This is a genomic window from Polaribacter sp. HaHaR_3_91 (genome assembly GCF_019278525.1).
In the GTDB taxonomy this organism is placed as follows: Bacteria; Bacteroidota; Bacteroidia; order Flavobacteriales; family Flavobacteriaceae; genus Polaribacter.
Window position 1 is genome coordinate 1,664,779 of record NZ_CP058986.1, and the last position, 26,893, is coordinate 1,691,671.

A 26,893-nucleotide genomic window follows, 5' to 3' on the forward strand; every position below is an offset into this window, starting at 1 on the left:
TTTAAAATTTTTATTGAGTCGTTGAATGCTTTGCATTTGAAATGGCATCCTTTTTTCTGTCAGTTTGAGTGAATTTGCTTTTTTGCAAATTTGTATCGAGAACAGAAGAAAAAAGATATAATGTAAAGCAGGAAATAGCTTCTTATAATTTTACTTGTTCTTCCAATCGTTAATCCATTTCACCATTACATCTACCCAATCGTCATTGTCATTCATACATGGTATGTGTTTGTAATCTTTACCACCAAACTTCATGAATTCGTCTTTACCTTCCATGGCAATTTCTTCTAAAGTTTCTAAACAATCTGCAACAAAAGCTGGTGTAACAACGGCTAATTTCTTTTTACCTTCACCTGGAAATTTCTCAATTTCGAAATCGGTATAAGGTTTTAACCAAGGGTCTTTTAATAAACGAGATTGAAAAGAATTGCTATACGTGCCTTCTTTTAAATTTAAGGTTTTCGCAATTTCTTTGGTTGTTTCAAAACATTGATGTCTGTAACATGTGTGATGTGCAACAGAGTTACGCTCGCAACAAGAACCATCTATTTTACAGTGGTTTTTGGTAACGTCTGATTTCATGATATGACGCTCTGGAATTCCATGGTAAGAAAATAAAATATGATCGTAATCAAACCCTTCTAAATGATTGGCAATGTTATTACTCATTGCTTTTATATAATCAGGCTCGTTATAAAAGGCAGGTAAAACGTCTAATTTTACTTGTGGGTATTTCTCAGCTAAAATTTCTTCAGCTTTTACAACAACTGTCTCGTAGGAAGACATTGCGTAATGAGGATATAATGGCGCTAAAAAAATTTCTGTAACCCCTTTATCAACCAATTCTTTAATCCCTTTTTCCATGGTCATAGAACCATAGCGCATTGCCAAGGCAACTGGTAGGTCTACTTTTTTAATCACTTTATCTGTAAATCTTTGAGATATTACCACTAACGGAGAACCTTCTTTCCACCAGATTTTCTTATAAGCGGCACCTGCTTTTTTTGGTCTTGTTTGTAGTATAATTCCGTTAATTAGTAACCAACGTTTCCAATACGGAATGTCAATTACGCGTTCATCCATTAAAAATTCTCCTAAATAATTTTTAACGTCTTGTGTTTCTGTAGAGTCTGGTGATCCTAAATTGTTAAGTAATATTCCCTTCATTTAAAAAAGTTTCAAAGTTTTAAAATTTCAAGTTTTTAGATTGAAAAAATAGACTTTTGTTATTTTATTTTTTATTCTGAACTTGTTTCAGAATTTTATTTTTGCTTACTGCTTACTGCTTACTGCTTACTGCTTACTGCTTACTGCTTACTGCTTACTGCTTACTGCTTACTGCTTACTGCTTACTGCTTACTGCTTACTGCTTACTGCTTACTGCTTATTGCCAACTGATTTGTAACTTCATATAATGTAATCGCTAAACTATGTATTACATTCATACTAGAGTTTCTACCGTACATTGGTATTGCAATTGTTTCGTCCAGTAAATTTATGTTTTCAATTCCATTTCTTTCGCTCCCCAAAAGTAATACGATTTTTTCATAATTTTTAAAATTAAAATCTTGAATATCGATGCTTTTATCAGTAATTTCTATACCAATAATGGTGTTTCCTTCTTGCTTTAATTGCTGTATTAGCGCATCAAAATTGTTGTAAACGTCATGTTCAATTTGATTTACCGTATTTCTTGCCGTTTTTTTTACAATTCTATTTTCTGTAGAAGGTGAATTCTCGTGAAAATAAATTTTTTGCACTCCAAAACTTTCCGAAATTCTAAAACACATTCCTATGTTTTCAGGTGTTCTAATGGCATCGCAAACAATTGTTATCGGAAATTGTTTTTGATTGTTTTCTATATCGTAATGTGTTAATTGTTCCAAATTAATTTTGTTTCAAAGTTTTTTAAAAAGATGTACTTTTATTTTTGCTTACTCTTTTAAGCTCATTACATACTTCTTAGGCGTTGTGCCAAATTTCTTTTTAAATGCTGCTATAAAATGGCTAGATGTACTATAACCAACTTTTACACCAACTTCATTTACATTAAATTGATTGCTCTCTAACAATTTTCTAGCGTATTCCATTTTATAATCAAACAGAAAACTATAAACAGTATCTCCGTAAATTTGTTTAAAACCTTCTTTTAATTTTTTTATGTTTAAACCAATTTCATTTGCTAGTTCTTGCAAACTTGGTGGTTCTGCCATTCTTGCAATAATAATTTCTTTGGCTTTTCTAATTTTTAAAACATTCTGTTCATCTACTAAAAACGGACAAAACTCGCCTTCTGGATTTTCTTCTTTCTGAAAATGGATGCTTAACAATTCGTATACTTTACCTCTAACATATAAATCTCTAATAGAGTTATTTGTTTTAGAATTGATAATTTGTTGTAAAATAATAGAAACAGTTGGTTTTATTTCTGTGTCATCGTAATATTTCTTGTTACTGTTCTCATTACTTAAAAAAGGAATGTAACCAGATTCTTTAGAAAATAAGGAGTGAAATTTTTCGATAGAAATTAACAATGAAACCAATGTTGTTTTTGGTTGAATCTCTAAATTGATGGGTAAAACTCCTTGCGGATTGTATAATAAAATTGCTCTATTGTCTAGAACATCAAAAGAGTAGGTGCCATTATTAAATAAAAATTTAGATTTCCCTCTTAAACAAAAGTGAATTTGTATAAAGGCATTATTTATTTTCCTTTCAAAGTTTTCTACTTCTTTACTTTCGTTCTGAAAATGAAGCACATAAAACCCTTTTTCTAAAGTAATTTCTTCAAATGTACTTTCTCCGACATTTTTGAACATATCTTATCTTTTTAGTTTCATTTTTTTTATTTAGAATCATTCTATATAAAAAGAAATAAAAACTCAATTACATAGCAAAAGTAATGCTTTTAGGGTGTTTTATGGATAAAAATTAATTAAAAAACATATAACGATATAAATAGTCCTTTAAGCGACATTTTTTTCTAATTGAAGTTTATACTTTTGTCCAACTTTTAGAATAATATGCAAGAGCACAGGCAAGAGCACTTTTATAATATTGGCGTTAGTTACAAAAAAGCGGATGCTAACACACGTGGAAAATTTTCTTTATCAAAAGAAAATCAAGTTTCGTTGTTAAAACTTTCAAAAGAGAGAGGGTATAAAGGGGTCTTTATTATCTCTACCTGCAACAGAACAGAAATAAGCGGTTTTGCAGAAAGACCATGTCAATTAATAGAATTGTTGTGTGAGTTTTCTGAAGGAACCATCCAGGAGTTCTCTAAAGTTTCTAATGTTTATAAAAACCAAGAAGCAATACATCAGTTATTTAGAATTGGTACCGGTTTAGAGAGTCAGATTTTAGGAGATTACGAAATTGTAGGGCAATTAAGACAGTCTTATAAAGTAGCAAAATCTTTAAAAACGACCAATGCGTATTCAGAAAGGTTAATTAACTCTGTATTGCAAGCAAGTAAAAGAGTTAAAAATGAAACAAGGTTAAGCTCTGGAACAACATCTGTTTCTTATGCTGCTATTCAATATCTTATTAAACATTTACCAGATTATAATTCTAAAAATATTTTAGTTTTTGGTTTAGGTAAAATGGGGAAATACACTTGTAAAAACCTAGCAGAATACACGCAAAATAAATCTGTTTGTCTAATTAATAGAACGGAAGAGAAAACAACAGAATTTGTAAAAGAACATGCTACTATTAGAAAATCAGTAATAGAAAACTTATCTGATGAAATAGAAAAAGCAGATGTTTTAATTGTTTCTACAGGAGCAGATAAACCTACCATTACAAAAGAACTTATTGCTAAGAATAAAGATTTATTAATTTTAGATTTATCAATGCCAGAAAATGTGGCAAAAGATGTAACTGACTTTAATGGAGTTACTTTAGTAAATATAGATGAGCTTTCTAAAATTACTGATGAAACTCTAGCGGTTCGTCAACAAGAAGTACCGTATGCAGAAGCTATTATAGAGACTCACAAAGCAGAATTTAATGAATGGCTAAACCATAGAAGATTTACGCCTGCAATTGCAGCTTTAAAGAAATCATTAGAAAATATTACAAACGACGAAATTAATTTTCAGAAGAAAAAAATTGCTGGTTTTGATGAAAGTCAGGCAGAAATCTTAACTTCACGTTTTATACAGAAAATAACCACCCAATTTGTGAAACATTTAAAAGATGAAGAAACATCTGTTACACAAAGCCTACAAGTAATTAATAAGGTTTTTAAATCTTAACCACAATACCATGCAGAAAATAATAAAAATAGGAACTCGCGATAGCCAATTAGCGCTTTGGCAAGCTAATAAAGTGCGCAAAGAATTAAAGGAGTTGGGCTATGAGTCTGAGATAGTACCTATAAAATCTTTTGGCGATATTGTTTTAGATAAACCTTTATATGAATTAGGAATAACAGGTGTCTTTACTAAGAATTTAGATGTTGCTATGTTAAATGGCGATATTGATATTGCTGTACACTCTTTAAAAGATGTGCCTACTGTTTTACCTCAGGGTATTATACAAGCTGCTGTTTTAAAGCGTGCAGATTATATAGATGTATTGGTTTTAAAAGATAACGAAGAGTTTTTTGGACAACCAGATGGTGTTATTGCAACGGGTAGTATCCGTAGAAAAGCAATGTGGTTAGATCGTTACCCAACTCATAAAGTAGAAGGAATACGTGGTAATGTAAACACACGTTTAGAAAAATTAGAGAATAGTGAAACTTGGAACGGAGCAATATTTGCTGCTGCAGGTTTAGAAAGATTAGGCTTAAGAGATGCAGAAGCAATTCCGTTAACATGGATGGTTCCTGCGCCAGCGCAAGGAGCAATTATGGTTGCTTGTTTAGAAAAAGATGATTTTGTAAGAGATGCTTGTGAGCAAATAAATCATTACGAAACAAAGGTTTGTGTTGGTATAGAAAGAGAATTTTTAAACCTTTTAGAAGGTGGTTGTACTGCACCAATTGGAGCTTTGGCTTATATTGATGCAAGAACCGAAGAAGTAGTTTTTAAAGGAGTTTTATTAAAAAAAGACGGTACTAAAAAAATTACAGTTACTAAAAATGCAAAAATGGGAAGCCATCGTTATTTGGCTAAAGATTGCGCAGATTATGTAATTAATAAAGGAGGAAAAGAGTTAATGGCAGAAGACGCAGAAGATGCTGTTGAAACATTACAAAATATATTTTCTACAAAGAAACTTTCTGAGCTTCAAAAAGAAATAGTATCTGAAACCATTGGCGTAAAAGATAGCGATTTTATTAAAATCCGTTTTAATCGAATTCCTGCTAAGGTGATGAAAAACGAAATAGAAAACGTTATTATCACAAGTCAGAATGGAGTAGAAGCACTTTTAAATTCTTTCACAAGAGAAGAAATGAATTTTAAGAACATTTACTGTGTAGGTAGAAGAACTAAAAAACTAATTGAAAACAGAATAGGTAAAGTTGCGCACGCTGCAAAAAATGCTAAGAAATTAGCGGAATATTTAGCAGAAGAATTGGATACTAAAAAAGTAACCTATTTTTGTAGTAATCTAAGGTTAGATATTTTACCAGCTTCTTTAAAAGCTGAAGGAATACAAGTAACGGAAGTAGAGGCTTACAAGACTATGTTAAGTTCAGAAAAAATTGATGATGAAGTTTCTGGAGTTTTGTTTTACAGTCCATCAGGAATTGAAAGTTATTTAGAAGAAAACAACCCAGATAGAGTTGCTTTTTGTATTGGAGAAACGACAGCGGTAGAAGCAAGAAAATATTTTGAAAAAGTAGAAGTAGCAAACATGCCAAGTGTAGACAGCCTTTTAGAATTGGTGAACTTGTATTATTCAAGATAGAGACGTATTTCCTATAAAGGATCTAATTTTACAGGTATTAAAAATAATAAAGAATGTCTCCTCGAGCGCAGTCGAGAGGTTTTTATAAATTAGGTCTCGACTGCGCTCGACCTGACATAAGTAAAAGTTATGTTTAGAACTCGTAGATTAAGAAAAACAGAAGGAATTAGAAGATTAGTTAGAGAAACTAAAGTATCTGTAGACGATTTTATTTATCCACTTTTTATTGAAGAAGGAGAAAATATAGAAACTGAAATTGTTTCTATGCCAGGGATCAAACGTTTTTCTTTAGATAGAATTTCTAAAGAATTAGATGAGGTGGTCGAATTAAATATTCCTGCCGTTTTATTATTCGGAATTCCATCAACAAAAGATGATGAAGGAACAGAAACTTGGAATGATAACGGAATTATGCAACAAGCAATTCGTTTTATCAAGAAAAACTACCCAAGTTTATATGTAATTACAGACGTTTGTTTTTGTGAATATACTTCTCACGGTCATTGCGGAATTATACACGACAATGATGTAGATAATGATGCTACGTTAGTAAATATTGCAAAACAAGTTATTTCGCATGCAAAAGCAGGTGTAGATATGGTTGCGCCATCGGGAATGATGGACGGAACGATTGATATGATTCGTCAGTCTTTAGACAATACAGGTTTTGTAGATTTACCAATTATGGCGTATGCTGTAAAATATTCATCCGCTTTTTACGGTCCTTTTAGAGATGCTGCAGATTCTGCTCCTACTTTTGGAGACCGAAGAACTTATCAAATGGATCCTGCAAATAGAGACGAAGGAATGCGAGAAGCAACTTTTGATGATCAAGAAGGAGCTGATATTTTAATGGTAAAACCAGCATTGTCTTATTTAGATATTATTAGAGATTTAAAAAATAATTTCGATCGTCCGATTGCATGTTACAATGTAAGCGGAGAGTATGCAATGGTAAAAGCTGCTGCAGAAAAAGGTTGGATTGATGGCGAAAAAGTAATGATGGAAAGCTTACTGTCTATGAAGAGAGCTGGAGCAGATATTATTATTACGTATTTTGCAAAAGAAGCAGCTAAGGTATTGTTGAAGAAATAACGTCATTACGAGGAAGAATGACGAAGTAATCTCTTAAATTAATAAGTGTAGATTACTTCACTACGTTCGCAATGACAGAAAAACAAAAGAAATGAATTTCAAGAAATCAGAAAAATTATATAAAAAAGGATTAAAAAATCTAGTAGGAGCTGTAAACTCTCCTGTAAGAGCCTTTTCATCAGTTGGAGGGAATCCGTTGTTTATCAAAAAAGCAAAAGGGACTAAAATTACCGATGTAGATGGTAATAAATATATAGATTTAGTGCTTTCTTACGGACCAATGATTTTAGGTCATAGACATAAAAAAGTGCAAAAAGCTGTTGAAAAAGCATTACAAAAGGGATATTCTTTTGGTGCATCAACAGAAAATGAAATAAAATTAGCAAAAATTGTTTGCGACGCTTTCCCAGGAATGGACAAAGTTCGTTTTGTAAACTCTGGTACAGAAGCTGTTTTAAGCGGAATCCGTTTGGCAAGAGCATTTACCGGAAAAGATAAAATTATAAAATTTGCAGGTTGTTACCATGGGCATCAAGATGCATTATTAGTAGCGGCAGGTTCTGGTTTGGCAACATTAAGTTTACCAGGTTCTAAAGGTGTTCCTGAAGGCGCTGTAAAAAACACATTAATTTCTAATTATAACGATTTAGATAGTGTAAAAAAACACTTTGAAAATGATGACAATATTGCTGGTGTAATTATAGAACCAATTGCTGGTAATATGGGGGTTGTAATTCCTGAAAATAATTTCTTAGTAGAATTAAAAGCGTATTTAGAAACAAAAGGAGCGTTATTAATTGTTGATGAAGTAATGACAGGTTTCCGTTCTAAGTTTGGTGGAGCGCAAGAATTACTAGGTGTAGAAGCAGATATTACCTGTTTAGGTAAGGTTATTGGTGGAGGTTTCCCCGTTGGAGCTTACGGAGCAAGAGAAGAAATTATGCAAGAAGTTGCGCCTTTAGGTGGAATGTATCAAGCAGGAACGTTAAGTGGAAACCCAATTGCAATGGCAGGAGGAATCGCTACTTTAACGGAACTGAAAAAGCAAAATCCGTATAAAAAATTCGAGGAAACTGGTAGTATTTTAGAGGTGATTTTATTAGAAACTGCTAAGAAATACAATGTTGCTTTAACTGTAAATAGGTTTGGTTCTATGTTAAATCCTTTCTTTGTAAATAGTGAAGTTACTAATTTTGTAGAAGCACAGTTGTCAGATACTAAAAAGTTTGCTGTGTTTTTCTGGGAAATGATTAGAAACGGAGTTTTCTTACCTCCAAGTCAGTTTGAAGCATGGTTTTTATCATCAGCATTATCAGATAAGGATATAAAGAAAATAGCAGAAGCGATTGATAAGGGAATGTTAGCTGTTTCAAAAATGTAAATATATAAATCGTCATTACGAGGAAGAATGACGAAGTAATCTCCGTATGAATTAGCAGATTGCTTCACTACGTTCGCAATGACGTTCAATAATCATAAATAGCTAATAGCCAAAAGCTAATAGCCAAAAGCTAAAAAATGATAAAAAACGATTTATTTTTAAGAGCCTTAAAAGGAGAAACTGTAGACCGTCCACCTGTTTGGATGATGCGTCAGGCAGGAAGATATTTACCTGAATTTCAAGAAATCAAAAAGAAATATGATTTTTTTACACGTTGTCAAACTCCTGAGTTAGCATCAGAAATTACAGTGCAACCAATTCGTAGATACGGAATGGATGCTGCAATTCTATTTTCAGACATTTTGGTAATTCCACAAGCAATGAATATTCATGTGGAAATGAAACCAAACTTCGGACCTTATTTACCGAATCCAATTCGTACTCAAAAAGATTTAGATTCAGTAATTGTTCCAGATATTCAAGATACTTTAGGCTATGTAATGGAGGCTATTAAAGCAACCAAAGAAAAACTGAATGATGAAGTACCATTAATCGGTTTTGCAGGTTCTCCATGGACGATTCTTTGCTATTGTGTACAAGGGCAAGGGTCTAAAAACTTTGATAAAGCAAAAGAATTATGCTTTACAAACCCTGTGTTAGCTCATTCTTTATTACAGAAAATTACAGATACAACCATTGCTTATTTAAAAGCAAAAGTAGCTGCAGGTGTAGATGCTGTTCAGGTTTTTGATTCTTGGGGAGGTATGTTATCTCCAGTAGACTATCAAGAATTTTCTTGGCAATATATTCAGCAAATTATCGATGCTTTAAAAGATGAAATTCCTGTTATTGCTTTTGGTAAAGGATGTTGGTTTGCTTTAGACGAAATGTCTAAATCTGGCGCTTCGGCTTTAGGTGTAGATTGGACTTGTTCTCCAAGAAATGCACGTTATTTATCTGGCGGAAAAATTACGCTACAAGGTAATTTCGATCCAACAAGATTGTTTTCTCCACCAGCGGTGATCAAAAAAATGGTACATCAAATGATTAATGAATTTGGTAAAGACAGATTAGTTGTAAACCTTGGGCATGGTATTTTACCAAACATTCCCTTAGAAAACGCAAAAGCATTTATCGATGCTGTAAAAGAATATAAAGCAGACTAAAAAATGCCACATTTTATTTTAGATTGTTCAGAAAACATTTTAGAATTACGAGAACCAAGAAAAGTATTAGAAGCCGTTTTTGAAACGGCTTTTTCTACGGGGTTATTTGATAGAGATGATATTAAAGTACGTTTAAATCCTTATAAACACTCTTTAGTACAAAGTGAATCAGCAGATTTTATTCATGTTTTTGGTAATATAATGGAAGGAAGAACTAGTGATCAAAAATCAGATCTTTCTTACGCAATTGTAGCTACCTTAACTACATTGTTTCCTAAAGTACCCGTTATTTCTATGAATATAAGAGACTTTGAAGCTAATACTTACTGTAATAAATCTATGATTTAGATACATTATATGGGCGTTACTTTATGCTGAAAAAAATCAGCATAAAGTCGCGCTTTCCAGTATATCTTTTTACAGAAAAAGTAAAAAGGATGCCATTTCAATCGCTAACGCAAGCCAACGCTAATGATTAAAAATATATTTTCAGGCATAAGTGCCTACGCAGGTTCTTTTGGTTTAATATCTCAATTAAAACTATGGAAATATTTTATAATTCCAATAGTAATTAGTGTGGTAACGGCAACAATTATTGGTTTTACAGCGTACGGATTATCCGATAATATTGGTGCTTTTTTAGCTAAAATATGGGTTTGGGACTGGGGAAAAGAAACATTTACAACCATTACATCCGTAATTGGAGGTCTCTTTGTTTTGGTTATTGGGTTTTTATTGTACAAACATATTGTAATGGCTTTATCAGCACCATTTATGAGTCCTGTATCAGAAAAGATAGAAATTCATATCAATGGAAATTTAAAACACAACCACAGAAGAACAAGCTTTCAAGAACAATTAATTAGAGGAATTAGAATTAGTTTAAGAAACATAGGTAAAGAGTTATTATTAACGATTCCGTTGTTATTATTAAGTTTTATTCCCATAATAGGAATTTTTTTTACCGCTTTATTATTTTTATTACAAGCTTATTATGTCGGTTTCGGAAATATGGATTATACCTTAGAAAGACATTTTAACTATAAAGATAGCATCAACTTTGTTGGAAAAAAGAGAGGTTTTGCTATTGGTAATGGAATTGTTTTTATGATGTGCATGCTAATTCCTGTAATAGGAATCATTATCGTTTTACCACTTTCTGTAACAGCTGCATCTGTAAAAACGGTTGCCTTATTAAATACTGAAAATAATAAGTGAATTTTTTAAAAAAATACGATAAACCTTTTGAGTATGCAGGCATAATAATGAAACTTATTATTGCTTATCAATTTTCTGTTATTTGGTTTCAACCAGAAGCTTCTGATGTTTCTAAAATATCTTCAATGGCTATTTTAATGGTTTTTGAGTTTATAATGGTACATTCAGGAGTATTTATGGCTGTTATGCCTAAAAGATTATCTTTGTTTCTGTTGGTGCCTTTTTATGGTTTATTTGCCTGGGGATTTTCGTCTGCAATGGAAGGCAATGATATATTAATTATATACTTATTAGTTGTATTAAATAGAATGCGCTTTGCCTTTTCAGAAGTCGATATTCAAATACGAAGTAGAGCGATACTGTTTTCTATTTCGGCAGCAATTTTATACTTAATACTTATCTTTATCACTCTTTTTTCAAATGGTGTTTTTGGAGAATTAGGACTAACACAAGAATTTTTAAATTCGTCGGGGTATTTTGAAACTTTAACAGCAAGTGGAGAGTTTATGGAGAGACCACATACGGCTATTAGCTTTGTTTTTTTTTATTATTGCTTTTTGGCTGTAGTAGAAACGCTATTGCTAACCACTAAAAAAATAAATATGACTAAAATTGCAATTAAATGAAAGATCAATTTTATAAATACATAGAAAACTTACAAGACACAATTACTTGTAAGCTAGAAGAGGTAGACGGTGGTGCTAAATTTCAAGAAGACCTTTGGGAAAGAGAAGAAGGTGGAGGTGGAAGAACTCGTGTGATTGAAAATGGAAAAGTTTTTGAAAAAGGTGGTGTAAACATTTCTGCTGTTCATGGTGAGTTACCAGAAGCATTAAGAAAACAATTTAAAGTAAAAGAAGGTAACTTTTTTGCTTGTGGATTGAGTCTCGTTTTACATCCAATAAGTCCTTTTGTGCCAACAGTGCATGCAAATTGGCGCTATTTTGAAATGTATGACGAAGCAGGAAACATCGTTACTCAATGGTTTGGTGGAGGACAAGATTTAACGCCCTATTATTTATTTGACGAAGATGCTACTCATTTTCATACAGTATGTAAATCTGCTTGCGACCAACATGATCCAGCATTTTATCCGAAGTTTAAAAAGGTATGTGATGAGTATTTCTGGAATGCTCACAGAAAAGAAGCAAGAGGAATTGGAGGTTTATTTTTCGATTATCAAAAGGAAACAGAGCAGTTTTCTATAGAAGACAGATTCAATTTTGTTACGGAAGTAGGGGACAGTTTTTTAGAAAGTTATGTGCCAATTGTAGAAAGGCGAAAAGAAATAGCATTTACAAAAGAACATAAAGATTGGCAAGAAGTAAGACGAGGACGTTATGTAGAGTTCAATTTAGTGCATGATAGAGGTACTTTGTTCGGCTTAAAAACAAACGGTAGAATAGAAAGTATTCTAATGAGTTTGCCGCCAATTGTACAATGGAAATACAACCATCAACCAGAAGAAAATTCTGAAGAAGAAAGGTTGATTAAGGTTTTAGAAAATCCTAAAGAATGGATTTCTTAAAAGATAAAAAAGGCAAAACGATTCGTTTTGCCTTTTTTTACATCGTTTTTTTTATTGATATTAATTTTAGTTGTATTTTGCTTTAACTTTTGTGATATCTACTGTTTTGTAAAAGTAAAAATAGACTGACAAAAAAATGTACTTCAAAATAATACTCCCTTTTTTATTTCTTTTTATTTTAAAAACCAACTCTCAGAATTTAGATTCCATTTTTATTTCAAAAAAAGAAATTGTAAAATCTATAAAAACAGACGAAAAAAAAGCACTGTTTTTATATGAATGTGGTGAATATTTTTATTCTAAAAATAGTAATAAAGCGGAATATTTTTATCGAGAAGCTTTGGCTTTAAATAAGGATAAGAATAATTTGATGGAAGGTAGAGCTTTATTTAAATTAGGATTTGTAGAGAAAAATGAAGGAAATTTAAGTACAAGTCTCAGGTATTTTAATAAAGCAAAAGATATCTTTAAAGATAATAATGATTTAGAACGTTTAGCCTCTGTTTATTTTGATATTGGATATGTATATCGATATAAAAATCAAATGGATAAAGAATTTGAATTCTACCAAAAAGGATTGAAATTAAGTGAAGGAGGAAGTGAAACATTAATAGGAAAAGGTTATCTACATTTAGGGAATTACTACACTAGATTAAAAAAATTAGATTCCTCAATTTATTTTTATAATAAAGCACTTTACCTTTTTAAAAAAATAAAGAAAGAAAATAGAGTTTATAATGTTTATAATAACATAGCGAATACGTATTATAAACAGGGAAGATATGCTGAAGTAATAAATATTAGAAGTTTAGTTTTAAAATATGCTAAAAAGGAAAATAAGAAACTACTTATAACTGTAAATTACCATAACATTGCGGCCGCATATAGTGAATTGAACGAATATGATAAAGCTGAAAAATATTTAGATTCTGCTATTGTGGTAGCTGAAGAAGAAAGTTTTAAACTACGGTTAGCAAAATCTTATAATTCAATTTCAAAGGTTAACTATTCATTGAAAAATTACAAATCTGCTTATCTATATCAACAGAAGTATAAAACTTATTCAGACTCTATCTTTAAATCTCAATTAACAAACACACTTGAAGAGACCGAGTTAGTAAATAAACACAAAGTGGAAACCAAAAATTTGCAAATATTAAATCAAGAAGAAGTTTTTGAGAAGAGGTTGTATTTAATTATAATTTTTGTTTTTTTATTATTGGGTATCCCTCTTGTTTTTTTATTTTATAGAAATTCAGTTAATAAAAATAAAATAATACAAGGAAATTTAGAAAAAGAAAAAATTAAAAAAGAGGTTTTACAGGAAAAGTTCAAAAGATCTGAATCAGATATAAGAAGTTTGGTTGCAGATAATTCTATGAGGTTAGAGTTTTTAAAACAACTTTTATTAAAACTTAAAAATCAAAGAGAATCGAGTGATTCAGTTGAAGTGAAAAATTATATTAAAGATTTATCTTTTAAAATTCAGCAACAAATTACAACAGATAGTAAATTAACTTTGGTTAAAAATAAGATTGATATTATTAATGATGGTTTTAATAATATGTTAGTTATCACTTATAAAGAGCTTACTAAAACAGAAAGAGAAGTATGTTCATTATTAAGGTTAAATTTATCGATTAAGGAAATAGCATCAATTAGAAATTCAAGTTCGGATGCAATAAAAGTTACACGCTACAGAATAAGAAAGAAAATGAATGTACCTAAAGGTGAAAAATTAGAGATGTTTATTCAAAAGTTAGAAGTGTAGTTTAATTTACTGTATTTCAGTTGTTTGATGTTTAGGTATTGTCTTTTTGTTACTTTTTGTTACGATTTAAAAATACTTTGTTACTTTTTGTTACCTTTTTTTTAGTGTAAAATTTAGACTTATTATTTACATTTGATTATATAATAAGTGATTCCCCTAAAATATTTAATTTTCCCCCAAAATATTTTATCACCATTTTAAACTTTTAAAGCAACTTAGAAATAAGTTGCTTTTTTATTTACAAAGCTTTACAAATATTTTTAATCACACAATAAGTTTAAATCGTAACATAATTTCTATTACTTACAGTTTTTAATCTTCTTTGCTTTTTACTAATTATTATATTTTTATAAATGATAAAAATATAAATTTTGCATCTCTTAAACGAAACGAACTCTTAGAGAATAAATCAACTCAATATCATTGTAAATAGCTTTTTTTATATGGATACCATTGCCATGATTTCTATTTTTTTTAAATAAGTTAATTAGTATGTTCTTTAGACTGTAACTCTGCAGTAAATAATAAATCCATACAAAAGGATATTTCAGTTTATTAAATAACGTGAAGTGTCCTTTTGATATGGCTTATGAGAATCGTTGTATTAATTAAAAGAACCGATATTAATTTTTCTTTACAGTATCTTTCTTTTTATTTCCAAAAAGACCACCTAAAACATCTTTTACTTTATCGGTAACCTTATCTTTTGCCGTTTCTGTACTGGTAGAATCCTTTTTAGTGTCACCACCAATTAAATCTTTCAACTTATCTTTTCCTTGATTTATCAATTGATTTTTTTGTTTTTCAACTAAATCCTTTACCAAATTTGTTGTAGCGTCTTTAATATTAGAAGTAAATTTAGGGCTATTAAAACTACCCGTTAAGGTTCCGTTTACAGGAATACTTTTAATACTTGCAGCATCTTTAGCTGTTAGTTTAGCTATTATATTGGTTACATCTGTACCTAAATATTTTACAGGAACATCAAAAACTAAGTTATAATTCATAGATTGATCAAAACCGTGTGTCCCTGAAATTATTAAGCCAATATCTTGATAGTTTAAAGGAATTGGTTTTACAGTAACTTTACCATCTTTAAAAGAAAATGCCCCAGTTGCTTCGTTTAAGTTTAGTTTATTTATGTCTAAAAAACTTACTTTTTCTGTTAGTGTGGTTAACATTTTAGAATTACTAGCTTTTAGTTTAGTGTCTAACAACTGTCCTAATAAATTTCCAGTAATGGTTTTTAGATTAGGTGTCATATCTTTATTTAAATCACCAGAGACAGTAATTGTAGAATTCATTTTTCCTTCTATGGCTTTTGCTATTGGAGCAATAGATTTTAACATTTCTAAAGCACCAAAAGATTCTCCAATATTTAATTTAGATAGGTTTAAATCCATTTTAAATTTAGGTGTAGTTCCTTGGGTAGAAACATTACCGTCAAAACCAATATTACCACCAAAAATATCAGATTTTAAATTTTTTAAATCTACTGTTTCATCATGAATTATCAATTGTCCTGAAACATTGGTTAAGTTTATATTGTCATACATTACTTTTTTAGCATTTGCAGTTAGAGTTACATCTAAAAAAGCAGGTATTTTTAAGGTTGAGTTTGCTGCTGTCTCTGTATTTGTTTTTTCTTCTGTTACAACAGGTGTACTTTCTGCAATAAAATCGCCAACTTTTAAATTGTTAGAATTTAAAATAAAGTTTCCTTTTAAAACATCATCTTTAAAAATGAAACCGTAAAAATTATCTAAATTTCCATTGATAGCTAAATCAGAACTACCTGTTTTAGCTTTAAATTCGTTTAATTTAATGGTGTTTGTATTAAAAACGATAGATGTTTTATCAATATAAAAAGTATTAGCAACATCTTTACCATCATATTTAAAGTTACTAAGTGTTATGTTCCCAGAGTTTTTAATGTTCTGATAGGTTCCTTTTTCAACAGAGTTCATATCAAAATTAGTAGAAATATTTGCATTTAAAAGACCTTCTAACTCTTGCTCTATAGGAGCAGGATATACTTTACCAATATTAGCTAAATTAATAGTTCCTTTTGCTGTTAAATTAATATACGGATTGGTGGTAATGTTTTTGAAATTTCCGTTTGCAGCAAAAGTGTCATCATCAATTTTAAAGTTGAATTGATCAATATTTACATATGTGTCTTTAACAAAACCTGTTTTGTTTACAATTTTAGTATCTATGTTTATGTTGGTTACAGATTTTGGTAAATCGGCATACTTAAACAAAGCATTTTTTGAAATAATTTCGATATTAAATGTAGGTATTGTTTTTTCGGACAACGTTCCTTTTACCACACCATTTACTTCAAAATTACCTTCCGTTTTAATAGATTCTAAATTACCTGCATATTGTTTCGGAAATAAAGCCAATGCATTTTTAAATGATGAGGTAGGGTTTTTAAAATTAAGGTCATATAATTGGTTTTCATCAACTAATTGAACAAAACCATCAAACTCTAAAGGCAATTGATTTATATAGCCTGTATTTTCTTTAAAGGTATATTTGCTGTTTTTTAAATCGATACCAAGTACGGCATCTAAAGAAATTTTTACGTTACTTAAATAGTTGGTTTTGTCTAGGTCTAAAGATAAATAACCTGTTGTTTGGGTATCTAAGTTAAAAACATCTTCAGCAAAATTTCCTTCACCAGAATGGTAAATACTATCTAAACTCATTTTGGTGTTGTTACCTCTGTCTATGTAATTAAAATTAATGTCTTCCAACTCATAGTCTTCGATGTTTAATGAAAAAGTACTTTCGCTACTTGTTGTTGGCGTTTCTTCGGGTGCTTTTGCGATATCAAAATTTCCATTTCCTTCTTTATCAAATATAATATTGACATCTCCTTCTTTGGTCGCAATACTTTTTATAGAAAGCGTTTCTTTAGAGTTTTTAAAAAGCTCTGTTAGTTTTAAAGATAAGCTTAATTCTTTTGTATTGAATAAAGTATCACCAACAAACGGTGCTTTATTAGCTACAACCACATCGTTTACCGTTAAACTAATTAATGGAAAGTGTTTAAGTAAACTAAGGTCTGCTTCTTTAAAAGTTACCGTTGCGTTTATATTGTTGTTAATGGTATTGGTTACCATCACTACAATTTTATCTTTAAACAAAAAGGGAATTGAAATTACTGCTATTATCAATACAAGAGCAGTTATAGAACCCCATTTAAGAATTTTTGAGACTAAAGATTTTTTCTTCTTTTCGGTATTTGTCATTTTTTTAAGTTGATTAAATATCAACAGCAAAAATACAATTTAGACACTCTTTAATGTGTTTATATAACGTTAAATATAAATGAATTGAAAAAAAATACTGTAACTCTTGGTAAGAATTACAGTATTGGTAGTTTAGTATATATTGGTGTTATTGCCCAAATATTTCATTTATTCTTTGTTCTAATAAGGCTGGGTCTTCTAAAGTTGCTAGACCTATTTGGTAAAAGAACCATACAATTACCAATAAAAAAATTGCGTTTAAGAGTATACCAATAATTCCTGTTATTTTCCCAGCAGTAGCGTTACCAACGCTATTGTAGTTTTCTGGGTTTAAATTGTATTCTTTTATAGCTTTGTTACCTAAAACTAAAGCGATAATACCTAAAGGCAGCCCTATAATTCCATAACAAATACAAGTTACTAAAGATAAAATACCAAGTACTAAAGAAGTGGTTGCATTGGGTAAATTTTGTTTTTCCATTAATTTTTTTTAAAGTGTAAATAAAGGTTTCATTTTAATACAGTAACTAATTACGATAACTAGCACGTTTATCGTTGCAAATGATATAATTATTTTCTGCTTGTTCTTAAATCTCGATTTAAAGGTTATCAATATAAATAGACCAAATAATAGTAATGTGTAAATTGCAGGATACATTTTAAAAGCAGCTACAAAGTCTCCTTTTATAAGCAGCATAAATGCTCTTTGAATTCCGCAACCTGGACAATCTATCCCGAAAAGAGATTTATTTAAACAAGGCAGCAAATAATCATTTGTAATTAAAAACATATTTAATTATTTAAACATGTCCATTCCTGGTATGTTTGGCATTCCGCTTTTAGCGGCAACAGCCATTTCTGCATCATTAATTTTAGTTGCTTTTTCGATAGCTTTATTTAAAGAAAGAATTAAATAGTCTTCTAATTCTTCGGCATCTTCAAGCAAAGAATTATCTATAGAAATAGATTTAATTTCTCTGTTTGCTGTTAATATTATTTTTAGTTTACCATCTGCGGCTACTTCATCTACTAAAACAGTGTTTAATCTTGTTTTTGTTTCTTCTACTTTTTGCTGAGCTTCTTTAAGCTTATTCATCATTCCTGATAAGTCTCCTAACATATTTTTTTATTAAAATTTAAGTTTGTTACAAATTTAGTATTTTTATAAGAATTTAAATCAACCAAAAATGAGAAAAATAGTTATTCCTTTCGTTGTATTAAGTCTTACATTTGCAACCGCTTGTAAAAATGAGACCATGAAAAGTACAGATGCAAAAACTCCAGTAGCAGAAAAACAGCCTACAAAGTTAGAAAAACACGGAGATGTTAGAATAGATAATTATTTTTGGATGCGTTTGTCTGATGAGCAAAAAAATGCCATAGATAAAGACACTCAAACTGAAAAAGTAGTAAACTATTTAGAAGAGGAAAACACCTATTATAATGAGGTAACTGCATATACAAAACCGTTTCAAGGAGAATTATTCGAAGAAATGAAAGGTAGAATAAAAGAAGACGATTCTTCTGTACCTTATAAAGACAACGGTTACTTTTATATTACGCGTTATGAAATAGGGAATCAATACCCAATATATAGCCGTAAAAAAGAAAATTTAGAGGCAGACGAAGAAGTTCTTTTTAATGTAAACGAAATGGCTAAAGATTTCGATTATTATCAATTAGGAGGTTTAAATATTTCTTCGGATAATAAATTAGCTGTTTTTGCAACAGATACTGTAAGTAGAAGACAGTATTTTTTAAGAATTAAAAACTTAGAAACTGGTGAAATTTATAAAGATATTATAGAAAACACAACAGGAGGATCTGTTTGGGCAAACGATAATAAAACTATTTTTTACACCAAAAAGAACCCAGAAACGTTAAGAAGTGAAAAGGTTTTTAGACATGTTCTAGGTACACCAACCTCTGAAGATGTAGAAGTTTTTCATGAAAACGACGATACATTTGGTACGTATGTAACCAAATCTAAATCTGATAAATATATTATTATTGGGTCTTATAATACAATCTCTACAGAAGCACAGTATTTAGATGCAGATAATCCAACAGGAGCATTTACAATGCTACAACCTAGAGAAAGAGATTTAGAATATAGTGTTGCGCATTTTGGAGATTATTTTTACTTGTTAACGAATAAAGATAATGCCATTAACTTTAAGTTGATGAAAACTCCAATTACAAATACTACAAAAGAGAATTGGGTAGATGTAATTCCGCATAGAGATGATACTTTATTAGAAGATTTTTCAATATTTAAAGACTATTTAGTTTTAGAAGAGCGTACTAATGGCTTAAATAAAATACGTATTAAGCGTTGGGATGAAACCAAGGATTACTACTTACCTTTTAATGAAGAAACCTATTCTGTGGGCGTGTATGCAAATCCAGATTTCGATACAGATATTATTCGTTATTCATACAATTCTTTTACAACACCAAGTTCTGTGATTGATTTCAATATGAAGGATCAATCTAAAGAGGTTAAAAAGGAACAAGAAGTTTTAGGAGGTAAATTTAAGAAAGAAAATTACATAAGCAGACGTGTTTGGGTAAGTGCTAGAGATGGTAAAAAGGTAGCTATTTCTTTGGTTTATCATAAAGATACAGAGCTAAATAATAACACACCGGTATTGCAATATGCTTATGGTTCTTACGGATATACCATTCCAGATAGTTTTTCTACCACTCGTTTAAGTTTATTAGATAGAGGTTTTGTTTATGCGTTGGCACATATCCGAGGTAGCGAATATTTAGGAAGAGAATGGTATGAAGATGGTAAAATGTTGAATAAGAAAAATACCTTTAATGATTTTATCGATTGTTCTCAGTATTTAATTGATAACAACTACACATCACCAGAGCATTTATACGCTATGGGTGGTTCTGCAGGAGGTTTATTAATGGGAGCTATTGTAAATATGAATCCAGAACTGTATAACGGAATTATTGCTTCTGTACCTTTTGTAGATGTAATTTCTACGATGTTAGATGATAGTATTCCGCTTACAACGGGAGAATATGACGAATGGGGTAACCCAAATGACAAGGAGTATTACGATTATATAAAATCGTATTCACCTTATGACCAAGTAAAAGCAAAAGACTACCCGAATATTTTAGTTACTACAGGTTTTCATGATTCTCAAGTACAATATTGGGAGCCAGCAAAGTGGGTTGCAAAATTACGTGAGTTAAAAACAGACAACAATTTACTGTTATTAGAAACAAATATGGAAGCAGGACACGGAGGTGCTTCAGGGCGTTTTGATGCTTTAAAAGAAACTGCTAAAATGTATTCTTTCTTTTTAGCATTAGAGGGTAAATTAGATACCAAATAAATTAAGTATTAAAAACAGTTTCAGTATTTAAGGATTAACCGTACTTTTGCTGCAAGAATCAAAGATCAAATAAGTGTCATTGCGAGCGTAACGAAGCTATTTTTAGCAATAAAAGATAAATACGTAGCGCAAAATCGTAATGACATTTACTTTGAGAATAGTGAGAGAATGACGAGAAACAAAGGAATTACCAATTCAATATTAGATTTAGTAGGTGAAACCCCGCTAATTAAACTTCATAAGATTACAAAAAATCTACCTGGCGGCTATTACGCAAAGTTCGAAGCTTTTAATCCAGGTCATTCAGCAAAAGATAGAATTGCTTTACACATTGTACAAAACGCAGAGAAAAAAGGCATCCTTAAAAAGGGAGCTACCATTGTAGAAACTACTTCAGGTAATACTGGTTTTAGTTTGGCAATGATAAGTATTGTTAAAGGGTATAAATGTATATTAGCAGTAAGTGATAAATCTTCTAAAGATAAAATAGATTTACTAAAATCGATGGGAGCAGAGGTACATGTTTGTCCTGCAAATGTAGCACCAGAAGACCCAAGATCTTATTATGAAGTTGCCAAAGCAATACATAAACAAACAAAGAATTCAGTTTATATAAATCAATACTTTAATGAGCTAAATACAGAGGCACATTATAGAACAACTGGACCAGAAATTTGGGAACAAACGGGAGGTAAGATCACACATTTAGTGGTTGCAAGTGGTACAGGAGGTACTATATCTGGTTCTGGTAAATATTTAAAAGAACAAAATCCGAATATTAAAGTACTCGGAGTGGATGCAATAGGTTCTGTATTAAAGAAATATCATGAAACTAGAGAGCTAGATTTAAATGAAGTAAGTCCGTATAAGATTGAAGGATTGGGTAAAAACTTAATTCCTACGGCTACCGATTTTGATGTGATAGATATCTATGAAAAAGTATCGGATAAAGAAGCTGCTTTAGAGGCTAGAAACATTGTTCGAAAAGAAGGTATTTTTCCAGGATATACAAGTGGAGCTGTTATGCAAGCTACCAAACAATATGCTGCAAAAGATATGTTTAATGAAGATAGTTTTGTAGTGTTAATTTTTGCAGATCATGGATCTCGTTATATGAATAAAATTTATAGCGATGATTGGATGAAAGAAAATAATTTTTTGTAAAAAGAATAGAAACAAACGCAATTTGATTAACTGCAAAAAAAGCAGTTTCTTTGCGTTTCGAATAACAATAATAAAATAGAGCACATGGCGAAAGATTTATTTGAAAGAATAGAAGCAGATAAAGGTCCCTTAGGTAAATGGGCAAAACAAGCAGAAGGCTATTATGTTTTTCCAAAGTTAGAAGGACCAATCTCTAACAGGATGTCTTTTAATGGTAAGAAAGTTGTTACTTGGAGTATCAACGATTATTTAGGTTTGGCTAATCATCCTGAAGTTTTAAAGGTAGATGGTGCTGCAGCTGCAGAACATGGTATGGCTTACCCAATGGGTGCTAGAATGATGTCTGGACATACAGAATTTCATGAACAATTAGAAAAAGAATGTGCAGAATTTGTTGAAAAAGATGCTGCATATTTGGTAAACTTTGGATACCAAGGTATGGTGTCTGCTATTGATGCTTTAGTAACTAAAAACGATATTATTGTCTATGACATGGATACACATGCGTGTATTATAGATGGTGTTCGTTTGCATGCTGGTAAACGTTTTGTTTACAAGCACAACGACATGGAAAGTTTTGAGAAAAACATTAAGCGTGCTCAAAGAATGGCAGAGAAAACAGGCGGTGGAATCTTAGTGATTTCTGAAGGTGTTTTTGGAATGCGTGGAGAGCAGGGGCGTTTAAAAGAAATTGTTGCTTTTAAAAAAGAATATAATTTTAGACTTTTAGTAGATGATGCTCATGGTTTTGGTACCTTAGGTAAAGACGGTAAAGGAACAGGAGTAGAGCAAGGAGTACAAGATGAAATAGATGTATATTTTGCAACGTTTGCAAAGTCTATGGCAGGTATAGGAGCTTTCTTTGCAGGTAATAAAGAAGTAATACAGTATTTACAATACAATATGCGTTCTCAGATGTTTGCTAAATCATTGCCAATGGCAATGGTGAAAGGAGCATTAAAACGTTTAGATATGTTGCGTACAATGCCTGAGTTAAAAGAAACTTTGTGGAGAAACACAAATGCTTTACAATCTGGTTTACGTGATGCTGGTTTCGATTTAGGAACTACACAAACATGTATTACACCAGTATTCTTAAAGGGAGATATACCAGAAGCAATGGCTATGGTAAATGATTTACGTGAAAACCACGGGATTTTCTGTTCTATTGTTGTATATCCTGTAATACCAAAAGGATTAATTATTTTAAGATTAATTCCAACTACAACACATACACAAGAAGATATAGACGAAACAATTACTGCATTTTCCGCAATTAGAGAATTGTTAGAAAACGGTACTTATAAAAAGATTGCAGCTTCTATGGTGTAATTTTTTTTCTCTTTAGATATTATAAAAAACCGAGCTATATAGCTCGGTTTTTGTGTTTATAATTTTCACTTTTTAACTTCTATATTTCTTAAAGTTTAAATACACTTCGAAATTAAGGAAAATGCTTTGTTGGTACATAAATAAAATGTTAAACTAATTAATTGTATTTAAGCGATCATTTAGAGAAGTATTTATGAATGAAGAGATTTTTAAATTATGTTTAATTTATAGGCATAAAAAAACCTCATCATTTTAAAATGATGAGGTTTGTATATATAGTTTAGTACTATTTAGCTTTCTCTACGTTTTCTTCCAAAACCGCCAGAAGATCTTCTCTCTCCAGAAGCACTACCTGAACTTCTGTTAGCTCTGTCTGGTCTATCAGAAGAACGTCTGTCAGATCTTCCTCTACTAGAAGAATCTCCACCTCTAGAAGAACCTTCAGAACCTCTACGTCTTCCAAAACCACCATCTTTTTTACCGAAAGGTTTTTTACCTCCTCTTCGTCCACCACCAGAACGTTCTTTCTTAGTAATCTCTATGTTTACAGAGCGTCCGTCAAAATCTGGTTGGTTGCTAGCAAAAGCTTCTAATGTTTGGTCTTCGAAATTTTTATCAAGTTCAAAGAAAGAGAAAGTATCTAAAATATCTATAGAACCAATTTCAATCTTATCTCCAATATTTTGGTCGTTAATTAAACCAATTAATTTACCTGGGTTTAAGTTGTCTTTTCTACCAATATTGATAAAGAAACGGGTCATGTTTTCATTCTCCATTCTAGCTCTAGAGTTGTCTCTAGAAGATAGATCGTTTAAATCTTTAGAGTTCTCATAATACTTTAACATGGTATTAAATTCTAAAGAAACAAATTTTTTGATTAACTCTTCTCTATCTAAAGATTCTAGTTTCTCATAAATATTTGGTAAAAACTCCTCCATTTCAGATTCGTTTACTTCCGTATTTTGAACCTTATCAATTAAATTCATTAATTGATTTTGAACAATTTCTTTTCCAGAAGGAACTTTACCTTCTAAGAATTTCTTCTTAATGATTCTTTCAATCTGACGTAATTTCCCTTTTTCTTTACCGTTAACTAAAACAATAGAAATACCTTTGTTACCAGCTCTACCGGTTCTACCACTTCTGTGTGTGTAGTTTTCTATCTGGTCTGGTAATTTATGGTTTATTACGTGTGTTAATTCAGTAACATCCAATCCACGAGCAGCAACATCTGTAGCTACTAAAATCTGAATTGTTTTCTTACGGAATTTACCCATTACAGAATCTCTTTGTGCTTGAGATAAATCTCCGTGTAAAGCATCTGCACTATAACCGTCTTTTATTAAATTGTCTGCAACCTCTTGTGTTTCTCTACGAGTTCTACAAAAAATAATTGCATAAATATCAGGGTTTAAATCTGCTATTCTTTTTAATGCTGGGTAACGTGTTCTTTCTGTAACTCCATAAAACTCATGAGTTACATTATCTGAACCTGTATTTTTTTCACCAGAAGTAATTTCTACTGGTTTTGTCATATAGTTTTTTGCAATAGACTCTACCTCTCTAGGGAAAGTTGCAGAAAACAATAAGGTTTGTTTTGTTTCTGGAGTAGCTTCTAAGACTTTATCTAACTCGTCTTTAAAACCCATGTTTAACATTTCATCAGCTTCGTCTAAGACTAACCATTGAACGTTTCCTAATTTTAAAGCTCTTCTGTTAATTAAATCTACAGTTCTACCTGGAGTTCCAACTACTATTTGTGCACCTCTTTTTAAAGATCTAATTTGATCTTCCATACTAGAACCACCATATACGGTAGCTACTTTAACATCCGGTAAATACTTACAAAAGTCTTTAATATTATTACCAATCTGAACTGCAAGTTCTCTTGTTGGTGATAAAATAATTGCTTGTACGTTTTTACTGCTTGTATCTAAAAGCTCTAATATTGGCAAACTAAAAGCAGCAGTTTTACCTGTACCTGTTTGTGCAAATGCTTTTAAATCGTCTGTAGATGAAATAATTTGTGGAATTGCTTTTTCCTGAATTACGGTAGGTTTTTCGTAACCTAAATCCGTCAATGCTCTGTTAATCGGTTCTTTTAAACCTAATTCTAAAAATGTTGACATTACTGTGTTTTTTTGGATTCACAGAACGCCCACCTGCAAACCCGATTATAAATTCGACCTGATTATTAATGAGTTAGACTCAGAATAAAAATCGTGCAAATGTACAACTAATTTTTAGATTATCGAAATAAATTACTAATCTCTTAGTTTTTTTAAATCAGAATATAATTTTTTAGAAGAAATAGAAGCAAAACCATTTGTAATAATTCCTTCTTTATTAATGATAATAGATCTTGTCATTTTACTGGTTAAGAACTTATTGGCTTCACTTTCTTCTGTAATAAAAAATTGATTCTTTATATCTAATTGCTCAATTCGATCTTGTGCACTTCCGTCAATTTTTATTTGAATAAATTGTACATCCGGAAATTGTTTGCTTAAATAATTAATTCTAGAAGAGATATACATTGGTGTTGTATTCTCTGGATTCCAGAATAATAGAAACGTATTTTTGTTTTTTGTAATGTCTTTTATAGAATAAATTCCGTTCGTTAAATCTGTAATGGTAAAATTTACCAATTCTTGTCCTTTACGTAATTCTTCACTGTCTAATAGCAATAGTTTTACATGTTCTTTGTCTTTAGTATTTGTACTTAGTTTAAAATAAGTTCCAAAAGCTTCTTTATTTACATTGCAACTAGATTTTTTATAAAAATGACTAATAACTGTTTGTTTTAGAAAAGCATTCTTAGAAGCATCAGATGTAATATTCTTGTCTATTGTTTTTAATAAATCTACTGTAAAGTCAGAAGAATACTCATTAGTCATTGGTTTATGGCCTAAAGAATAGGTGCTGTTATATAAAAAATTTCTAACGTATTTAGAATAAGGTTGATAATACATTAAAGAATCATTATTTACACCTGCAGATGCTCTATGCTTATAAAAAGACTTGTTCACTTTATGAAAGTCTTTTTTATGGTTATATCTTAGGTGAGCAATAGGATATCTTTCTATTCTAGAAAATATAGGGTAGGTAAGTGCTACATTTAAAACGCGTTTAAATCCTTTAGTTTCTCCTGGATGATTCTCGGCGTATTCTTTAAATGTTTTATCTTTTAACACGAGTAGAGAATCTGTCTTTTTAATAAAATTATCAGGCGTTAATTGATTTAATTTGTAAAACATTTTATTGTCTCTTTCTTCTTGTAAAAAGCAATCTATTAAAATATTATTTCTTTCTGCACCTTTACCAGCATAAACAATAGATTCATCAAAATCCCAGGTGTTTAAACGCAGCATTAAGCTATCTTGTTGTTCTAAGTAGATAAATTGGTTTTCATTACCATGTGCAAAATAGTACAAACCTTCGTTGGCGTTTTCTAATTTCCCTAAAAACCTATTGTCTTTATTTAGGAACAAAGTATCGATTACTTTTTCCATAGAAAATAATACAACATATTTAGATTTTGGGTTTATAATCTTACCACCAAAATAAGTTGCTGTTTTTTTAGAATTAGAAGTACAGCCTACAAAGGCGGTAATTGTAATTAATAAAATTATATGAAGTAGATTTTTAATCATTTACTCTAGGGATCTATTCTTTATAACAAAGTTAGGTATTCATCTAGGCTATTGTTGTTAATTCATTGTTAAAATAGTTCTTAAATTGGTCATAAAAACCAAAT

22 protein-coding genes are annotated in these 26,893 nt (G+C 30.7%); 13 read left to right on the plus strand and 9 right to left on the minus strand.

What is annotated here, in order from left to right; genetic code table 11:
* Nucleotides 1-150: 150 nt before the first annotated feature.
* The 3 genes from hemH to H0I27_RS06965 form a co-directional block, all read right to left on the minus strand.
* Nucleotides 151-1,167 (minus strand): ferrochelatase, encoded by a 1,017-nt coding sequence (hemH, locus tag H0I27_RS06955; protein ID WP_218733108.1) that lies wholly within the window; start codon nucleotides 1,165-1,167, stop codon nucleotides 151-153.
* Between the two features lie 203 nt (nucleotides 1,168-1,370).
* On the minus strand, nucleotides 1,371-1,886 hold the full coding sequence (locus tag H0I27_RS06960) for a TrmH family RNA methyltransferase (protein ID WP_218733109.1): 516 nt from the start codon (nucleotides 1,884-1,886) through the stop codon (nucleotides 1,371-1,373).
* A 48-nt stretch (nucleotides 1,887-1,934) separates the two neighbouring features.
* Nucleotides 1,935-2,819, minus strand: coding sequence for an AraC family transcriptional regulator (locus H0I27_RS06965; RefSeq protein ID WP_218733110.1), 885 nt, complete (start codon nucleotides 2,817-2,819; stop codon nucleotides 1,935-1,937).
* A 204-nt stretch (nucleotides 2,820-3,023) separates the two neighbouring features.
* Here H0I27_RS06965 and hemA point away from each other — a divergent pair, with 204 nt between their 5' ends.
* The 10 genes from hemA (at nucleotide 3,024) to H0I27_RS07015 (ending at nucleotide 14,021) form a co-directional block, all read left to right on the plus strand.
* A complete protein-coding gene (gene hemA, locus H0I27_RS06970) occupies nucleotides 3,024-4,259 on the plus strand; it encodes a glutamyl-tRNA reductase (protein ID WP_218733111.1) in 1,236 nt (411 codons plus the stop codon).
* Nucleotides 4,260-4,269: 10 nt separating this feature from the next.
* Nucleotides 4,270-5,862 carry a hydroxymethylbilane synthase gene (hemC, locus tag H0I27_RS06975; protein WP_218733112.1) on the plus strand — a complete coding sequence of 531 codons (1,593 nt, stop codon included), beginning with the start codon at nucleotides 4,270-4,272 and terminating at the stop codon, nucleotides 5,860-5,862.
* Between the two features lie 129 nt (nucleotides 5,863-5,991).
* On the plus strand, nucleotides 5,992-6,957 hold the full coding sequence (gene hemB / locus H0I27_RS06980; RefSeq protein WP_218733113.1) for a porphobilinogen synthase: 966 nt from the start codon (nucleotides 5,992-5,994) through the stop codon (nucleotides 6,955-6,957).
* A 91-nt stretch (nucleotides 6,958-7,048) separates the two neighbouring features.
* Nucleotides 7,049-8,338, plus strand: a complete 1,290-nt coding sequence (hemL, locus tag H0I27_RS06985; protein ID WP_218733114.1) for a glutamate-1-semialdehyde 2,1-aminomutase — start codon at nucleotides 7,049-7,051, stop codon at nucleotides 8,336-8,338.
* Nucleotides 8,339-8,475: 137 nt separating this feature from the next.
* Nucleotides 8,476-9,504, plus strand: a complete 1,029-nt coding sequence (gene hemE / locus H0I27_RS06990) for a uroporphyrinogen decarboxylase (protein ID WP_218733115.1) — start codon at nucleotides 8,476-8,478, stop codon at nucleotides 9,502-9,504.
* 3 nt (nucleotides 9,505-9,507) lie between these two features.
* Nucleotides 9,508-9,852, plus strand: a complete 345-nt coding sequence (locus H0I27_RS06995; RefSeq protein WP_218733116.1) for a 5-carboxymethyl-2-hydroxymuconate Delta-isomerase — start codon at nucleotides 9,508-9,510, stop codon at nucleotides 9,850-9,852.
* A gap of 123 nt (nucleotides 9,853-9,975) precedes the next feature.
* Nucleotides 9,976-10,722, plus strand: coding sequence for an EI24 domain-containing protein (locus tag H0I27_RS07000; protein ID WP_218733117.1), 747 nt, complete (start codon nucleotides 9,976-9,978; stop codon nucleotides 10,720-10,722).
* Nucleotides 10,719-11,348: a hypothetical protein gene (locus tag H0I27_RS07005; protein WP_218733118.1), complete on the plus strand. Its 630-nt coding sequence runs from the start codon at nucleotides 10,719-10,721 to the stop codon at nucleotides 11,346-11,348. The genes H0I27_RS07000 and H0I27_RS07005 overlap by 4 nt, the downstream gene beginning before the upstream one ends.
* Nucleotides 11,345-12,250, plus strand: a complete 906-nt coding sequence (hemF, locus tag H0I27_RS07010; RefSeq protein WP_218733119.1) for an oxygen-dependent coproporphyrinogen oxidase — start codon at nucleotides 11,345-11,347, stop codon at nucleotides 12,248-12,250. Before H0I27_RS07005 ends, hemF begins: the two co-directional genes overlap by 4 nt.
* 136 nt (nucleotides 12,251-12,386) lie before the next feature.
* Nucleotides 12,387-14,021 carry a tetratricopeptide repeat protein gene (locus tag H0I27_RS07015; RefSeq protein ID WP_218733120.1) on the plus strand — a complete coding sequence of 545 codons (1,635 nt, stop codon included), beginning with the start codon at nucleotides 12,387-12,389 and terminating at the stop codon, nucleotides 14,019-14,021.
* A 623-nt stretch (nucleotides 14,022-14,644) separates the two neighbouring features.
* Here H0I27_RS07015 and H0I27_RS07020 read toward each other — a convergent pair.
* The 4 genes from H0I27_RS07020 to H0I27_RS07035 all read right to left on the minus strand — a co-directional run bounded on the left by H0I27_RS07020 (nucleotide 14,645) and on the right by H0I27_RS07035 (nucleotide 18,401).
* On the minus strand, nucleotides 14,645-17,281 hold the full coding sequence (locus H0I27_RS07020) for an AsmA-like C-terminal region-containing protein (protein WP_218733121.1): 2,637 nt from the start codon (nucleotides 17,279-17,281) through the stop codon (nucleotides 14,645-14,647).
* 148 nt (nucleotides 17,282-17,429) lie between these two features.
* Nucleotides 17,430-17,762: a CCC motif membrane protein gene (locus H0I27_RS07025; RefSeq protein WP_218733122.1), complete on the minus strand. Its 333-nt coding sequence runs from the start codon at nucleotides 17,760-17,762 to the stop codon at nucleotides 17,430-17,432.
* 9 nt (nucleotides 17,763-17,771) lie between these two features.
* Complete coding sequence (locus tag H0I27_RS07030; protein WP_218733123.1) at nucleotides 17,772-18,071, minus strand: DUF2752 domain-containing protein; 300 nt, start codon at nucleotides 18,069-18,071, stop codon at nucleotides 17,772-17,774.
* A 6-nt stretch (nucleotides 18,072-18,077) separates the two neighbouring features.
* Complete coding sequence (locus H0I27_RS07035) at nucleotides 18,078-18,401, minus strand: YbaB/EbfC family nucleoid-associated protein (RefSeq protein ID WP_218733124.1); 324 nt, start codon at nucleotides 18,399-18,401, stop codon at nucleotides 18,078-18,080.
* Nucleotides 18,402-18,537: 136 nt separating this feature from the next.
* On the opposite strand from H0I27_RS07035, the gene H0I27_RS07040 reads away from it, so the two are divergent.
* The 3 genes from H0I27_RS07040 (at nucleotide 18,538) to H0I27_RS07050 (ending at nucleotide 23,136) form a co-directional block, all read left to right on the plus strand.
* Nucleotides 18,538-20,640 (plus strand): S9 family peptidase, encoded by a 2,103-nt coding sequence (locus tag H0I27_RS07040; protein WP_254713163.1) that lies wholly within the window; start codon nucleotides 18,538-18,540, stop codon nucleotides 20,638-20,640.
* 168 nt (nucleotides 20,641-20,808) lie between these two features.
* Nucleotides 20,809-21,804 carry a PLP-dependent cysteine synthase family protein gene (locus H0I27_RS07045; RefSeq protein WP_218733126.1) on the plus strand — a complete coding sequence of 332 codons (996 nt, stop codon included), beginning with the start codon at nucleotides 20,809-20,811 and terminating at the stop codon, nucleotides 21,802-21,804.
* Between the two features lie 84 nt (nucleotides 21,805-21,888).
* On the plus strand, nucleotides 21,889-23,136 hold the full coding sequence (locus H0I27_RS07050; RefSeq protein WP_218733127.1) for an aminotransferase class I/II-fold pyridoxal phosphate-dependent enzyme: 1,248 nt from the start codon (nucleotides 21,889-21,891) through the stop codon (nucleotides 23,134-23,136).
* Nucleotides 23,137-23,426: 290 nt separating this feature from the next.
* On the opposite strand, the gene H0I27_RS07055 is transcribed toward H0I27_RS07050, so the two are convergent.
* Together H0I27_RS07055 and H0I27_RS07060 are read right to left on the minus strand one after the other, a co-directional pair.
* Nucleotides 23,427-25,265 (minus strand): DEAD/DEAH box helicase, encoded by a 1,839-nt coding sequence (locus H0I27_RS07055; protein ID WP_218733128.1) that lies wholly within the window; start codon nucleotides 25,263-25,265, stop codon nucleotides 23,427-23,429.
* A 135-nt stretch (nucleotides 25,266-25,400) separates the two neighbouring features.
* Nucleotides 25,401-26,789, minus strand: a complete 1,389-nt coding sequence (locus H0I27_RS07060) for a hypothetical protein (RefSeq protein WP_218733129.1) — start codon at nucleotides 26,787-26,789, stop codon at nucleotides 25,401-25,403.
* Between the last annotated feature and the right edge of the window lie 104 nt (nucleotides 26,790-26,893).

Coding starts and splice junctions, on each gene's coding strand:
- hemH (WP_218733108.1), bottom strand. CDS start 1,167: ATGAAGGGAATATTACTTAACAATTTAGGATCACCAGACTCTACAGAA.
- H0I27_RS06965 (WP_218733110.1), bottom strand. CDS start 2,819: ATGTTCAAAAATGTCGGAGAAAGTACATTTGAAGAAATTACTTTAGAA.
- hemA (WP_218733111.1), top strand. CDS start 3,024: ATGCAAGAGCACAGGCAAGAGCACTTTTATAATATTGGCGTTAGTTAC.
- hemC (WP_218733112.1), top strand. CDS start 4,270: ATGCAGAAAATAATAAAAATAGGAACTCGCGATAGCCAATTAGCGCTT.
- hemB (WP_218733113.1), top strand. CDS start 5,992: ATGTTTAGAACTCGTAGATTAAGAAAAACAGAAGGAATTAGAAGATTA.
- hemL (WP_218733114.1), top strand. CDS start 7,049: ATGAATTTCAAGAAATCAGAAAAATTATATAAAAAAGGATTAAAAAAT.
- hemE (WP_218733115.1), top strand. CDS start 8,476: ATGATAAAAAACGATTTATTTTTAAGAGCCTTAAAAGGAGAAACTGTA.
- H0I27_RS06995 (WP_218733116.1), top strand. CDS start 9,508: ATGCCACATTTTATTTTAGATTGTTCAGAAAACATTTTAGAATTACGA.
- H0I27_RS07000 (WP_218733117.1), top strand. CDS start 9,976: ATGATTAAAAATATATTTTCAGGCATAAGTGCCTACGCAGGTTCTTTT.
- hemF (WP_218733119.1), top strand. CDS start 11,345: ATGAAAGATCAATTTTATAAATACATAGAAAACTTACAAGACACAATT.
- H0I27_RS07015 (WP_218733120.1), top strand. CDS start 12,387: ATGTACTTCAAAATAATACTCCCTTTTTTATTTCTTTTTATTTTAAAA.
- H0I27_RS07020 (WP_218733121.1), bottom strand. CDS start 17,281: ATGACAAATACCGAAAAGAAGAAAAAATCTTTAGTCTCAAAAATTCTT.
- H0I27_RS07025 (WP_218733122.1), bottom strand. CDS start 17,762: ATGGAAAAACAAAATTTACCCAATGCAACCACTTCTTTAGTACTTGGT.
- H0I27_RS07030 (WP_218733123.1), bottom strand. CDS start 18,071: ATGTTTTTAATTACAAATGATTATTTGCTGCCTTGTTTAAATAAATCT.
- H0I27_RS07035 (WP_218733124.1), bottom strand. CDS start 18,401: ATGTTAGGAGACTTATCAGGAATGATGAATAAGCTTAAAGAAGCTCAG.
- H0I27_RS07040 (WP_254713163.1), top strand. CDS start 18,538: ATGAAAAGTACAGATGCAAAAACTCCAGTAGCAGAAAAACAGCCTACA.
- H0I27_RS07045 (WP_218733126.1), top strand. CDS start 20,809: ATGACGAGAAACAAAGGAATTACCAATTCAATATTAGATTTAGTAGGT.
- H0I27_RS07050 (WP_218733127.1), top strand. CDS start 21,889: ATGGCGAAAGATTTATTTGAAAGAATAGAAGCAGATAAAGGTCCCTTA.
- H0I27_RS07055 (WP_218733128.1), bottom strand. CDS start 25,265: ATGTCAACATTTTTAGAATTAGGTTTAAAAGAACCGATTAACAGAGCA.
- H0I27_RS07060 (WP_218733129.1), bottom strand. CDS start 26,789: ATGATTAAAAATCTACTTCATATAATTTTATTAATTACAATTACCGCC.